The 13,763-nt window shown below is 63.7% G+C and carries 12 protein-coding genes; 9 read left to right on the forward strand and 3 right to left on the reverse strand.

The annotated features are described in order from the left end of the window. Window positions 1-54 precede the first annotated feature (54 nt). The 9 genes from WDX12_RS03225 (at window position 55) to WDX12_RS03265 (ending at window position 10,195) form a co-directional block, all read left to right on the forward strand. Window positions 55-1,308, forward strand: coding sequence for an ABC transporter substrate-binding protein (locus tag WDX12_RS03225; RefSeq protein ID WP_320293094.1), 1,254 nt, complete (start codon window positions 55-57; stop codon window positions 1,306-1,308). Between the two features lie 126 nt (window positions 1,309-1,434). Continuing rightward, on the forward strand, window positions 1,435-2,394 hold the full coding sequence (locus WDX12_RS03230; RefSeq protein WP_320293093.1) for a carbohydrate ABC transporter permease: 960 nt from the start codon (window positions 1,435-1,437) through the stop codon (window positions 2,392-2,394). After that, complete coding sequence (locus WDX12_RS03235; RefSeq protein WP_320293092.1) at window positions 2,391-3,335, forward strand: carbohydrate ABC transporter permease; 945 nt, start codon at window positions 2,391-2,393, stop codon at window positions 3,333-3,335. Before WDX12_RS03230 ends, WDX12_RS03235 begins: the two co-directional genes overlap by 4 nt. Window positions 3,336-3,358: 23 nt before the next feature. After that, a complete protein-coding gene (locus WDX12_RS03240; protein ID WP_434723899.1) occupies window positions 3,359-4,474 on the forward strand; it encodes an ABC transporter ATP-binding protein in 1,116 nt (371 codons plus the stop codon). Between the two features lie 68 nt (window positions 4,475-4,542). Then, entirely contained in the window at window positions 4,543-6,045 is a 1,503-nt protein-coding gene (locus WDX12_RS03245) for a GMC oxidoreductase (protein ID WP_434723900.1), read from the forward strand. Next, window positions 6,042-6,803 (forward strand): 3-ketoacyl-ACP reductase, encoded by a 762-nt coding sequence (locus WDX12_RS03250; protein ID WP_434723901.1) that lies wholly within the window; start codon window positions 6,042-6,044, stop codon window positions 6,801-6,803. The genes WDX12_RS03245 and WDX12_RS03250 overlap by 4 nt, the downstream gene beginning before the upstream one ends. A 6-nt stretch (window positions 6,804-6,809) precedes the next feature. Beyond that, a complete protein-coding gene (locus tag WDX12_RS03255) occupies window positions 6,810-8,438 on the forward strand; it encodes a GMC family oxidoreductase (RefSeq protein WP_434723902.1) in 1,629 nt (542 codons plus the stop codon). A gap of 10 nt (window positions 8,439-8,448) precedes the next feature. Next, window positions 8,449-8,769 carry a Dabb family protein gene (locus WDX12_RS03260; RefSeq protein WP_434723903.1) on the forward strand — a complete coding sequence of 107 codons (321 nt, stop codon included), beginning with the start codon at window positions 8,449-8,451 and terminating at the stop codon, window positions 8,767-8,769. Window positions 8,770-8,947: 178 nt separating this feature from the next. Beyond that, complete coding sequence (locus tag WDX12_RS03265; RefSeq protein WP_434723904.1) at window positions 8,948-10,195, forward strand: MFS transporter; 1,248 nt, start codon at window positions 8,948-8,950, stop codon at window positions 10,193-10,195. A 98-nt stretch (window positions 10,196-10,293) separates the two neighbouring features. On the opposite strand, the gene WDX12_RS03270 is transcribed toward WDX12_RS03265, so the two are convergent. The 3 genes from WDX12_RS03270 to WDX12_RS03280 all read right to left on the reverse strand — a co-directional run bounded on the left by WDX12_RS03270 (window position 10,294) and on the right by WDX12_RS03280 (window position 13,720). Then, complete coding sequence (locus WDX12_RS03270) at window positions 10,294-11,139, reverse strand: EamA family transporter (RefSeq protein ID WP_434723905.1); 846 nt, start codon at window positions 11,137-11,139, stop codon at window positions 10,294-10,296. After that, entirely contained in the window at window positions 11,136-12,056 is a 921-nt protein-coding gene (locus tag WDX12_RS03275) for an endonuclease/exonuclease/phosphatase family protein (protein WP_434723906.1), read from the reverse strand. Before WDX12_RS03275 ends, WDX12_RS03270 begins: the two co-directional genes overlap by 4 nt. Window positions 12,057-12,166: 110 nt before the next feature. Then, window positions 12,167-13,720, reverse strand: a complete 1,554-nt coding sequence (locus tag WDX12_RS03280) for a cation:proton antiporter (protein WP_320293083.1) — start codon at window positions 13,718-13,720, stop codon at window positions 12,167-12,169. Window positions 13,721-13,763 lie beyond the last annotated feature (43 nt).

Genomic DNA, 13,763 nt, shown 5'->3' on the forward strand with positions numbered 1-13,763 from the left:
GGAGACCCCGGCGGACACCCGCCGGTTATGTGCATGCAACAAGGGAGGTAGTACATGTTGCGCAAACTGCTTATCGGAACGGCTCTTGCGACGAGCTTTGCGTTCTCGGCGCATGCCGCGGACGTCAAGGAAGTGCAGATGCTGCATTGGTGGACGTCGGGCGGCGAAGCGGCTGCTCTGAACGTGCTGAAGCAGGATCTGGCCAAGGAAGGCTATGCCTGGAAGGACGTGCCGGTAGCCGGCGGCGGCGGCGACGCCGCCATGACCGCGCTGAAGGCTATGGTCGCGGCCGGCAACTATCCGACCGCATCGCAGATGCTTGGCTACACCGTGCTCGACTATGCCGCCGCCGGCGTCATGGGCGACCTGACCGAGACCGCCAAGAAGGAAGGCTGGGACAAGTCGGTTCCGGCGGCGCTGCAGAAGTTCTCCGTCTATGATGGCAAGTGGGTCGCGGCTCCGGTCAACGTCCACTCGGTCAACTGGCTGTGGATCAACAAGGCGGTGATGGACAAGATCGGCGGCACCGAGCCTAAGACCTTCGACGACTTCATCGCTCTGCTCGACAAGGCCAAGGCTGCCGGCGTCACCCCGCTCGCTCTGGGTGGCCAGAACTGGCAGGAAGCCACCATGTTCGACTCCGTCGTGCTGTCGACCGGCGGGCCGGAATTTTACAAGAAGGCGATGAACGATCTCGATGAGGAGTCGCTCAAGTCCGATACGATGAAGAAGTCGTTCGACAACCTCGCCAAGCTCGTCAAATATGTCGACCCGAACTTCTCGGGCCGCGACTGGAACCTTGCCACCGCCATGGTCATCAAGGGCGACGCGCTGGTTCAGGTCATGGGCGACTGGGCCAAGGGCGAGTTCCACGCCGCCAAGAAGACCCCGGGCACCGACTTCCTTTGCTACCGCTTCCCGGGCACCGACGGCTCGGTGATCTACAACTCCGACATGTTCGGCATGTTCAACGTTCCGGACGACCGCAAGGCCGCCCAGATCGCTCTGGCCACCGCCACCCTGTCGAAGAGCTTTCAGTCGGCCTTCAACGTGGTGAAGGGTTCGGTCCCGGCCCGCACCGACGTGCCTGACACCGACTTCGACGCCTGCGGCAAGAAGGGCATCGCAGACCTGAAGAAGGCCAATGACGGCGGCACGCTGTTCGGCTCGCTGGCCCAGGGCTATGGCGCCCCGCCGGCCGTCGCCAACGCCTACAAGGATGTCGTGTCGAAATTCGTCCATGGTCAGATCAAGACCTCCGACGAAGCCGTGACCGAACTGGTCAAGGCGATCGACGACGCCAAGTAAGGTTCACTTGAACCAAATCTCCCCCGCTTCGGCGGGGGAGGTCTCCTGTCGACAAAAGGTGTGGGACAAAACCCTGGTGCGATTTCGCGCTGGGCTGTTTCCGACCAACCGGTACTGGATGAGCCGATGAGCACAGTCGCCGAGACCCAGATCAAGCTGACACCGGAGCACGACGCCCGCCCTGGCGCGTCGGTCCGTTCGCGGCTGCAGGACCTGCTGCCGAAGATCGTATTGGCGCCAAGCTTCGCGGCGACGATCGTCTTCGTCTACGGCTTCATCCTGTGGACGATCTATCTGTCCTTCACCAACTCCAAGACCTTCCCGTCCTACGACATCACCGGCGCCCGGGCCTATCAGCGGCTGTGGCGCTGGACCTTCGAAAGCGACCCGCCGTCGAGCTGGTACACCTCGATCACCAACATGGGCATTTTCGGTTTCCTCTACATCGCCATCTGCCTGGCGCTCGGCCTGTTCCTGGCCATCTTGCTCGACCAGAAGATCCGCGGCGAAGGCGTCTTGAGGCCGATCTATCTCTACCCGATGGCGCTCTCCTTCATCGTCACCGGCGTCGCCTGGAAATGGTTCCTCGACCCCGGCCTCGGCCTCGAGCAGACGCTGCATCAATGGGGCTGGACGAGCTTCCACTTCGACTGGATCAAGAACAAGGATTTCGTCATCTACACGGTGGTCATCGCCGGCGTCTGGCAGGCTTCCGGCTTCATCATGGCGATGTTTTTGGCCGGGCTTCGCGGCATCGACGGCGAGATCATGAAGGCCGCGCAGATCGACGGCGCATCCACCTTCCAGCTCTACCGCCGCATCGTCATTCCGCTGCTCAGGCCCGTGTTTCTGTCGGCCTTCATCGTGCTCGCGCACCTCGCCATCAAGTCCTATGACTTGGTGGTGGCGCTGACCAGCGGCGGCCCCGGCGGCTCGGCCTGGCTGCCCTCCAACTTCATGTATGAGTTCACCTTCAAGCGCAACGAAATGGCGGTCGGCTCGGCAAGCGCGGTGATCATGCTGATGACCATCACGGCCATCATCGTTCCGTATCTCTATTCCGAGCTCAGGGAGAAGTCGCGATGAGCGCCGTCGCTTCACCCGCCCGCCAGGCCTCAAGCGGCGTCCGCGCCAGAACGTTCAACCGCATCGTGATCTACGGGCTGCTCGCGCTGTTCGCGATCTTCTATCTGATGCCGCTCTTCGTCATGCTGGTCACCTCGTTCAAGACCATGGAAGAGATCCAGAACGGCAACATGCTGTCGCTGCCGCATGCGCCGACCTTCGCGCCATGGATAAAGGCGTGGAGCGAAGTTTGCTCGGGCCTGACTTGCGTCGGCATGAAGGGCTACTTCTGGAACTCCATCAAGATGGTCGTGCCGGCGGTGCTGATCTCGACGCTGCTCGGCGCTTTGAACGGTTATGTGCTGACCAAATGGCGCTTCCGCGGCCACACGCTGGTCTTCGCGATGATGCTGTTTGCCTGCTTCATTCCGTTCCAGTCGGTGCTGTTGCCGATGGCAACGATCCTCGGCAGCCTCGGCCGCTTCGGTGTCACCCTGCAGAACGCCACCGGCTTCAACTTCGGCCTCGGCAATTCGACCGTCAATCTCGTCTTCGTCCATGTGGTCTACGGCCTTGGCTTCACCACACTCTTCTTCCGCAACTATTACGAAGCCTTCCCCACCGAGTTGATCAAGGCGGCACAGGTCGACGGCGCCTCCTTCTTCCAGATATTTCGGCGCATCATGCTGCCCAATTCGCTGCCGATCATCGTGGTGACGGTGATCTACCAGTTCACCAACATCTGGAACGACTTCCTGTTCGCCTCCGCCTATGCCGGGTCCGGCGACGTGATGCCGATGACGGTGGCGCTGAACAACGTCGTCAACACTTCGACCGGCGTCGTCGAATACAACGTCAACATGGCGGCGGCGATGATTGCCGCGCTCCCCACCTTGATCGTCTATGTCGTCGCCGGCCGGTATTTCGTGCGCGGGCTGATGGCTGGCGCGGTCAAGGGCTGACCCTGTTTTCTGAAGGAACGATCATGGCTTTTCTGGAAATTGATGGGCTGAAGAAGCGCTTCGGGAATGTCGAGATCCTGAAGGGCATCGATGTCGAGCTCGAAAAGGGCGGCTTCCTCGTGCTGGTCGGCCCGTCCGGCTGCGGCAAGTCCACGCTGCTCAACACCATTGCCGGTCTCGAGAACATCACCGAGGGCGAGATCCGCGTCGAAGGCCGGGCGATCAACGATCTGCATCCTTCGAAGCGCGATATCGCCATGGTCTTCCAGAGCTACGCGCTCTATCCGAACATGACGGTCGCCGGCAACATCGCCTTCGGCATGGAGATGCGCGGCGTGCCTGCCGCCGAGCGTCAGGCGGCGATCGACAAGGTGGCCAAGATCCTGCAGATCGGTCACCTCCTCGGTCGCAAGCCCAGCCAGCTTTCCGGCGGCCAGCGCCAGCGCGTCGCCATGGGCCGGGCGCTGGTGCGCGACCCAAAGCTCTTCCTGTTCGACGAGCCGCTCTCCAACCTCGACGCCAAGCTGCGCGTCGACATGCGCATCGAGATCAAGCGCCTGCACGCGACCACCGGCACGACGATCGTCTATGTCACCCACGACCAGATCGAGGCGATGACGCTGGCGACCAAGATCGCCGTGATGCGCGACGGCGAGGTGCAGCAGTTCGGCACGCCGGCCGAGATCTACAACAACCCGACCAACATCTTCGTCGCCGACTTCATGGGCTCGCCGGCGATGAACCTGATCCCCGCCAGGATCGACGCTAATGGCAGCGGGCTGTCGGTGGTGCTGGAACGCGAAGCCCGCCAGCCGATCACGCTGGCGGTGCCCGGCGCGCCGGCCGGCCTTGCCGCCTTCAAGGACAAGCCGGTGATCTTCGGCGTCCGCCCCGAAGCGCTGACCGATCCGGAAGGCGCCGAGCGCAACGGATCCGAGATCGCCACAGCCGACTGCCACATCGAAGTGGTCGAGCCGGCGGGGTCGGACACTTTCGCCGTCACCAATCTGGGCGGCAAGGGCGTGGTGGCCCGGTTGCGCGCCGATGCAAGGATCCAGCCCAACACCAGCACGCCGCTTGCCTTCAACCTCAGCAAGGCCGTGTTCTTCGACCCGGCGACCGAGAAGCGCATCCTCTGATGCATGTCGCCCAAAAGTGGCTCCGGTTTTGGGGCAACGACATGCATCAAAATAAAGACCCTTAGACCATGGCAAACCCGGATATTGTCATCATCGGCTCCGGCATCGGCGGCGCCACGATCGCCTCCGGCTTGGCCGGCAGCGGCGCGTCGATCCTGATCCTGGAGCGCGGCGAGCCGCTGCCCGCGACGCCGCATGCACGCTCGTCGCGCTCGATCTTCGTCGAAGAGCACTACCGGCCGAAGGAGATGTGGCGCGAGGCCGGAGGCGCCGCCTTCAATCCCGGCAACTATTACTATGTCGGCGGCAATTCGAAATTCTTCGGCGCGGTGCTGATCCGCTACCGCAAGGAGGACTTTTCCGAGCTTGAGCATTTCGGCGGCGTCTCGCCGGCGTGGCCGTTTTCCTATGACGAATTCGAGCCGTGGTACTCGAAGGCCGAACAGCTTTTTCGCGTGCGCGGCTCACTCGGCGAGGACCCGACCGAGCCGTTCCATTCGATCCCCTACCCCTTCAAGCCGGTGCCGGACGAACCGCCGATCGCGCGCGCCCGCGCCGAGCTGAAAAGCCTCGGCCTGCATCCCGCTTCGCTGCCGCTCGGCGTCGACATCGAGACCTGGCTGAAGGAAGGCAAGACCGGCTGGGATGCATTCCCCAACACCGGCCAGGGCAAGATCGACGCCCAGACCGGCCCGCTGACGGCGGCGCTGAAAGATCCAGACATCCGGCTCGAAACCAGCGCCCATGTCGACTGGCTGGAAACCGCGCCGGACGGCAGGTCGATCGCCGCCATTCACTACACCCAGAACGGCGCGCGAAAGACGCTGTCGCCGAAGCTCGTCATCCTGTCCGCCGGCGCGATCAACTCGGCCGCCATCCTGCTGCGCTCGCCGTCGGCGAATGGCCAAGGCCTCGCCAACAGCTCCGACCAGGTCGGGCGCAATTTCATGAACCACAATTCGAGCGCGATGCTGGCGATCGACCCGCGCCGCCGCAACGACAGCGTCTACCAGAAGACGCTGATGCTCAACGATTACTATCTGTCGGACGGCAAGGGCGGCAAGCCGCTCGGCAATGTGCAGCTGCTCGGCAAGATCGACGGCAACATGCTGAAGGCCAATGTGAAGTCGATGCCGAAATTCGTGCTCGACTACATGGCTGGCCACGCCGTCGACTGGTACCTGATGTGCGAGGACCTGCCCGACCCCGAAAGCCGCATCATGGTCGACGGCAAGGACATCGTCATGCAGTGGCGGCGCTCCAACATGCAGTCGCTGGAAGGCCTGACCAGGGTCATGCGCGAGAACCTTCGCGCCTGCGGTTATCCGATCGTGCTGTCACGCCCCTTCGACAAGCGCACCCCCTCGCATCAGTGCGGCACGGTGAAGATGGGCAACGACCCGGCCACCTCGCCGCTCGATCCGCTCTGCCGCGCCTATGACCACCGGAACCTCTACGTCGTCGATGGCGGCTTCCTGCCGACATCGGCCGCGGTCAATCCCGCACTGTCGATCGCAGCGCAAGCGTTGCGCGTCGCCGATCACATCCGCAAGACGGAGCTTGCCGCATGAGCCGCCCGGCAGCCATCGTCACGGGAGGCGCGCGCGGCATCGGGCTCGCCTGCGCCGAGGCGCTGGCCGATGCCGGCTTCGACATCCTTGTTGCCGACCTTGCCGAGAAACCTGCGCACGGACTGGCAGAGAATATCGCGGCACGCGGCGTGAAGTTCGCCTATGCCCGATGCGATATTGCCGACCTTGCCGCCCATCAAAGACTGGTCGACGCCGCGATCGCCGCCTTCGGCCGCATCGACTGCGTGGTCAACAATGCCGGCGTCGGGGCCGTGGTGCGCGGCGACCTGCTGGAGCTGAAGCCGGAGAATTTCGACCGCGCCTTGAACATCAACCTGCGCGGCACGGTGTTCCTAAGCCAGGCCGTCGCCAAGGCCATGCTGGCGACGCCTGCCGGCCCAGCCAGATCGATCATCACCATCACCTCGGTCAGCGCAGCGATGGCCTCGCCGGAGCGTGCGGACTACTGCATTTCCAAGGCCGGTCTTTCGATGTGGGTGAAGAACCTGGCGCTGCGGCTCGCCGCCGAGAACATCGGCGTGTTCGAAGTGCGGCCGGGCATCATCCGCACCGACATGACGGCGGGCGTTTCCGCCAAATATGACGCGCTGATCGAGGGCGGCCTGGTGCCGGCAAAGCGATGGGGCGAGGCCGGCGATATCGGCGCCGTCGTGGCGGCACTTGCCTCCGGAAAATTCGGCTTTTCGACCGGATCGGTCATCGATGTCGACGGCGCGCTCTCGGTGCCACGCTTGTGAGGAACAATGGCTGACTACATCATTGTTGGCGCCGGTCCGGCCGGCTGCGTTCTCGCCAACCGGCTGAGCGAGGATCCATCCAATTCCGTTTTGCTCCTCGAAGCCGGCGGCAAGGACTGGCATCCCTATATCCACATGCCGGCGGGCTTCGCCAAGATGACCAAGGGCATCGCCTCCTGGGGCTGGTCGACCGTGCCGCAGAGAAACATGAAGGACCGCGTCTTCTGGTACACCCAGGCCAAGGTGGTCGGCGGCGGCTCTTCGATCAACGCGCAGATCTACACGCGCGGCAACGCCCGCGACTACGATGCCTGGGAGAAGGAAGAGGGGCTGACCGGCTGGGGCTATCGCGACGTGCTGCCCTATTTCAAGCGCGCCGAAAACAACCAGCGCTTCGCCAACGATTTCCATGGCGACCAGGGTCCGCTCGGAGTGTCGAACCCGATCTCGCCGCTGCCGATCTGCGAAGCTTATTTCCGCGCCGGCCAGGAAATGGGCATCCCGTTCAATCCGGACTTCAATGGCGCCAGCCAGGAAGGCGTCGGCTACTATCAGCTCACCCAGAAGAATGCGCGGCGCTCATCGGCCTCCGTCGCTTATCTGAAGCCGATCGGCGCCCGCAGGAATCTGACGGTCAGGACCGATGTGCTGGTCACCCGGGTCGTCGTCGAGAACGGCCGCGCCATCGGCGTCGAGGTGGTCGACAGACCCGGTGGCGAGAAGACGATCCTGCGCGCCGGACGCGAGGTGATCGTCTCGTCGGGCGCGATCGGCTCGCCTAAGCTCCTCATGCAATCGGGCATCGGCCCGGCCGATCATCTGAAATCGGTTGGCGTGACACCGGTGCATGACCTGCCCGGCGTCGGCTCCAACATGCAGGACCATCTCGACCTGTTCGTGATCGCCGAATGCACCGGCGACCACACCTATGACAATTATGCCAAGCTGCACCGCACCCTCTGGGCCGGGCTGCAATACCTCTTGCTCAAGAAGGGTCCGGTCGCCTCGAGCCTGTTCGAGACCGGCGGCTTCTGGTACGCCGACCCGACGGCCGCCTCGCCCGACATCCAGTTCCACCTCGGTCTCGGCTCCGGCATCGAGGCCGGCGTGGAAAAACTGAAGAATCCGGGGGTCACGTTGAACTCGGCCTTCCTGCGCCCGCGCTCGCGCGGCACGGTGCGATTGAAGAGCGCCGACCCGGCCGACCACCCGCTGATCGATCCCAACTACTGGTCCGATCCTTACGACCGCGACATGTCGATCAAGGGGCTTAGGCTGGCCCGCGAGATCATGCGCCAGAAGGCGTTGCAGCCCTATGTGCTGCGCGAGGTGCTGCCTGGGCCGAACCTGCAAAGCGACGCGGACCTTTTCGACTATGCTTGCCGCACGTCCAAGACCGACCACCACCCGGTCGGTACCTGCCGCATGGGCCATGATGCGATGGCCGTGGTGACGCCCGATCTCAGGCTGCGCGGCATCGACGCCTTACGCGTCTGCGACGCCTCGGTGATGCCGCGCGTGCCTTCCTCCAACACCAATGCGCCAACCATCATGGTCGGTGAAAAAGGCGCCGACCTCATCCTCGGCCGCGAGCCGCTGCCGCCGGCCGTGTTCAAGGGCAACCAGGCGGCGTGAGGCATCAACGATGATCCGGCATTGCGTCTTCGTCCGCTTTCGCGACGACGTTCCTGCAACCGAGCGCGCGGCGATCCATGCCGATCTCGCAGCGCTGCGCACCGTCGTCGACGGCATGGGCAAGGTGCATTTCAGCGCCAATGTCAGTCCCGAACCCTTTGCGCGCGGTTTCGACCATGGCTTCACCATCGACTTTGACGATGCCGCCGCCCGTGACGCCTATCTGGTTCACGAGGCGCATCAGCGCGCAGGCGCCCGCCTGGTCGCCGCGCTCAAGGGCGGCACCGAGGGGCTGATGGTCATCGACCTCGAGCATGATCCCGAAAAGTGAGAATCGGTTTTCGGGAAAGATCATGCTCCACAAAAGAGTTGGATCAGGATGACGTTTCATCCTGATCCAGAAGTGACGCAAATGTGACCGCTCGCCGGCTTAAAACCGGCAGCTGTCCCGTTCTCTTTTGCACCTTATGGAACATATCGTTCCTTGGGGGATGCAAAGGAGGACCGCCTTGAACCTCACCAGCGAACAGAAGAAAACCGTAACCGCATCGTTCCTCGGCTGGACGCTTGATGCTTTTGATTTCTTCCTTCTGACTTTCCTGCTGACCGATATTGCCGCTGAGTTCCAGACCGACGTGCCGGCGGTCTCCAAAGCACTGTTCCTGACCCTGGCGACGCGCTTCATCGGCGCGTTCTTCTTCGGCATGCTTGCCGACAGATACGGCCGCAAGCCCATTCTGATGCTGAATATCGTCAGCTATTCGGTGATCGGCGCCTTGGCCGCCTTCTCGCCAAATCTCGGCATATTCCTGGCGCTGCGCGCTCTGTTTGGCATCGCCATGGGCGGCGAGTGGGGCCTGGGCAGCTCGCTTGCCATGGAATCCATTCCGCCGAGCGCTCGCGGCATGGTCTCGGGCATCCTGCAATGCGGTTATCCGGCCGGCTACCTGCTGGCGGCGGTGGTCTACGGGCTGCTCTATGGCCAGAAGATCGGCGACTTCACCTTCGGCTGGCGCGCCATGTTCCTCTTGAGCTTTCTGCCGGCGCTGATCGTGCTTTTCATCCGCTCGCATGTGCCGGAATCGCCCGCCTTCGCCGAGGCTCGCCAGCACGTGAAGCCAGGATTGCTCGAAACGCTGCAAAAGCACTGGGGCATCGCGCTCTATGCCGTGGTGCTGATGATGTTCTTCAACTTCTTCAGCCATGGCACCCAGGATCTCTATCCCACCTTCCTGAAGAAACAGCATGGCTTTGATCCGCACACGGTGAGCTGGATCACCATCGTCGCCAACATCGGCGCGATTGTCGGCGGACTGGCCTTCGGCGCCCTGTCGGAAAGGATCGGCCGCGTCAATGCCATCACGCTCGCCTGCCTGATCGCCTTGCCGGCGCTGCCGCTATGGGCCTATTCGACCACGCCCTTCATGCTGGCGGTCGGCGCCTTTGTCATGCAGATCGCGGTGCAAGGCGCCTGGGGCGTCATCCCGGTGCATCTCAACGAGCTCTCACCCGGTGCGGTGCGCGCGACCTTACCCGGCTTCATCTATCAGGCCGGCAATCTCGCGGCGTCCTATGGTGGTCCGTATCAGGCGGGCATCGCCGAGGCGCCCGGCAGCAGCTATGGCTACGCGCTGGCGCTGTTCGCCGGCGTGGTCGCCGTCTGCATCATCATCGTCATCCGCTTCAGTCCGGAAAAGCGCGGCCAGGTGATGACCGTGTTGGACCATGAGGTTGGAGCAATTCCGAGAAAAGTGTGAACGGTCACGCTCGGCGACATCGCCGGAGCCTCCGTCTAAATTGGCTCAAAAACAAAGGGATAGGGCGGATCGCCGCTTCAGTGAGACGGGGATCTGCCCTATCCGAGTCTGAGCGCCGCGACGCCGGCGACGATGCCGAGCGCCGCGGCTGCGCGCCAGCCCGTCATCTTTTCGCCCAGCGCCAGCACCGAGATCAGCATGGCGAACAGGATCGAGGTCTCGCGCAGCGACGCCACCGAGGCGATCGGCGCCTTGGTCATAGCCCACATCACGATCCAGTAGGCCGCGCCGCTGAGCGTGCCTGTGAACAGCCCGGCCTTCCAGTCGCGCGCCAGCGTCGGAAGCGACTGGGGTCCGCGAAAGACGATGCAAAGCACGAGCGCCCACGCCGCATCGCAGACGAAGAGCCAGGCCGCGTAGCTTTGCGCGGTTGCCGCAAGCCGCGCGCCACTGCCGTCGGAGAGCGTGTAGCTGGCGATGAAGATCGAGGTGCCGAGCGCAAAACCGACCGCGCGCAGATTGAGCTTCTCCAGATGCGCCCCGCCGCGAAACGACATGACCAGCGTGCCTGCCGACAAAAGCACGATGCCGAGGATGGCGAACGGTGCCGGCACCTCGCCGACCACGACGATGGCGCCGAGCGCCGAGAGCAGCGGCGCGGTGCCGCGCGCAAGCGGATAGGTCTGGGCGAAATCGCCTGCCTTGTAGGCGCCGACCAGGAAGGTGCGATAGCCCATATGGAACAAGACCGAGGCGAGGATGAACGGCCAGACCTCGGCCTTCGGCACCTCGACGAAAGGCAGCACCACCAGCGCCGCGAACCCCATGCCGAGCGTCATCAGCGTGATCGACAGGAAGCGGTCGAGATGGACCTTGACCAAGGCGTTCCAGATCGCGTGCATGGCCGCCGCCGAAAGCACCGCCAGGAAGACGAACAGCGTCATGTCGGTTTCATCGATCTTGTCGAGCCAAAAGGCGTTTCGAGATCGATATCGATCCTGAGCGGGAAATGATCCGAAGCGACCTCACCGATATCGGTCCGGATCGAGCGCACGCGATCGGCCAGCATGCCACCCACGAAGCAATGGTCGAGCCGTCGTTTGGCGAGCCTGCCGTCGATGATCTTTTCGTGCGTATGGAAGTCCAGCCCGGACTCGCTGGCGATTGCCGCGGCATCGACGAATCCGTCGATATAAGCGGCGTCCCGATGGTAGGGCGTGCTACCAACGATACGCCGGTATTCGGCGCTGCCCGGCTCCATGTTGAAGTCGCCCAGCCAGATCGCCGCCAGCGGATTTTCCGGTTCCGGCTGGCCGTTCGACCAGTTGCGCTGCGGCTCGTCGTCGACGCCGCTCCAGGGGCCGCCATCGGACGGCGCGCGGCGATGCTCGGCATTGAGGTAATCGATCTGCTCCAGCCGCTCCTCCGCCGCGATATGGGCAAGATGCAGCGAGAGCACCCGCACTGGCCCTGCCGGCGTGCGGATCATGCATTCGAGTGCCGCGTTGCGGGTGTTGAGCGGCCTTGCCGTGCGCCGCAGCGGCAGCGTGTGCAGCCTCGACCAGACGATCGGCAGCCTCGAAAGGATCATCGTGCCGAACTGCCGCCGGCGATTGACGATGCGGTCGTCGCGCCTCTCGCTGGCATCCATGTCGAAGGCGGGGCCATAGGCCCAGTAATAATCGGGCAGCAGCCCGGACAGGATCGCCGGCTGGTCGTCCTCATTGCTGCGCTGCCAATGCCGCTCGACCTCCTGCAGCGCGATGATGTCGGCGCCGTCCACCAGCCTGGCGGCTCGCGTGAGATCGTAGCGCCCGTCGCTGCCGTAGCCGTACTGGATGTTGTAGCTGATCAGCTTCATTGATTAACCGGCTCACTTCTGACGAAGGCAGTAGCGCCCAGTTGGCAGCGTTGCAATGTGCTGCGAGGCTAAGCGCAATAGTCCAACGGCGACCGGCGAACCGGCGCGCGCTAATAGGTCGTCAGTGGCTGGAAGCTTCCGGCCGGCGATGCCGCCAGTTCCGACCAGTCGATCTCCTCTTCCAGCCGGTGATAGGCTTCGTCGCCGATCGTGCCGTTGCTGCGCAGTTCCTCCAGCCTGTCGCGCTGCCGTTTGATGGCGTAGAGGCGCAGCCGGTCGTATTCCGTCGCGGCTTGCGCGTCCTCGGGATTTTCGGCGATCCGGCGTTGAGCCTCGTACTGCTCCCGCACGACGGCGGCAGCGGCCGATGTCTTGCGGTTCAGCACGTCGAGCGCGGCCTGCATGATGGCGACGCGCGCCTCGGCCACCTCGCGATCGATCGTCGTATCCCGGTCGAAATTGAGCCAGCGCAGCAGCGGCTTCAGGCTCATCCCTTGCAGGACCAGCGTGCCAAGCACGACAGCGAACGCGGCAAGCACGATCGGATCACGCCCGGGAAAATTGGCCGGCAAGGCAATTGCCACCACCAGCGTCACCAGACCGCGCATGCCGCACCAGCCGACCAGCACGGCGCCGCGGAATGTCGGCCTATCCCGCTTCTGCTCATCGCTGTCGAAGCGGGCAAGCCAGCGTATGACCGCGACGTAGCCCATCACCCAGACGAAACGCGCCGCGATGACGACGGCCAGCACAATTGCGGCGAAGAGAAAGGCCTCGCCCTGCCCGTCGCCGGAGAGTCGGCCGACGATCGACCGCGCCTGCAGGCCCATCAGCACGAAGGCCAGCACGTTGAGCACGAACACGGCCGATTCCCAGACCGAATAGGTGCTGACGCGGCGTCTCGCCGACATGCGGCGTGGCCCGGTGCGCGCGATGGTGATGGCATAGACGACGATGGTGATGATGGCGGAAAGGCCGAGCTTGTCGGCAATGATCCAGACGGCGAAGGTTCCGGCGAACTGCACGACAGTGCTGCTTGCCGCATCCTCGATGCGCGTCAGCGTGAGCAGCGACACCCGGCCGAACAGGTAGCCGGCGACAACGCTGCCGACCGTTGCAAGCAGGATGACGGGCACTGCGTCCTTCAGCATGAGCGAGCCGATGGCGGCCGCAACCGATATCCGGTAGATCAACAGCGCCGTGGCGTCGTTGAGCAGGCTCTCGCCCTGCAGGATCGCGGTCAGACGGTGCGGCACCTTGAACTGATTGAGCACAGCACTTGCCGCGACCGCATCCGGCGGCGCTACGATGGCGCCGAGCGCGATCGCCGCCGCGATCGGCAGCCCGGCCATTTTCCAGCCGACGAAGGCAACGACCACAGTGGTGAAGACGACGGCGCCAAGCGCCAGCAGCACAAGCGACAGCCGGTAGCGCTTCAGGTCGCGCAGCGAGGTGTCATAGGCAGCATCGAGCAGCACCGGCGCGATGAACAGCGCCAGCGCCAGTTCCGGATCGATTTCGATCACCGGCGCGCCCGGCACGAAGGCGATCCCGACGCCGGCAAGCGCAAGCAGCGAGGGGTAAGGCACCTCAAGCCATCGCGATACGGCCGTCAGCGCAACGGCAATGAGAAGCAGGATCAGGGTGATCTCGAAAAGCGCCATGGCTCATCGTAGCCATGGAACCAGACGTTGGGCACTGCAAAAG

Source organism: Mesorhizobium sp. RIZ17, assembly GCF_051127865.1.
Classification (GTDB): domain Bacteria; phylum Pseudomonadota; class Alphaproteobacteria; order Rhizobiales; family Rhizobiaceae; genus Mesorhizobium; species Mesorhizobium humile.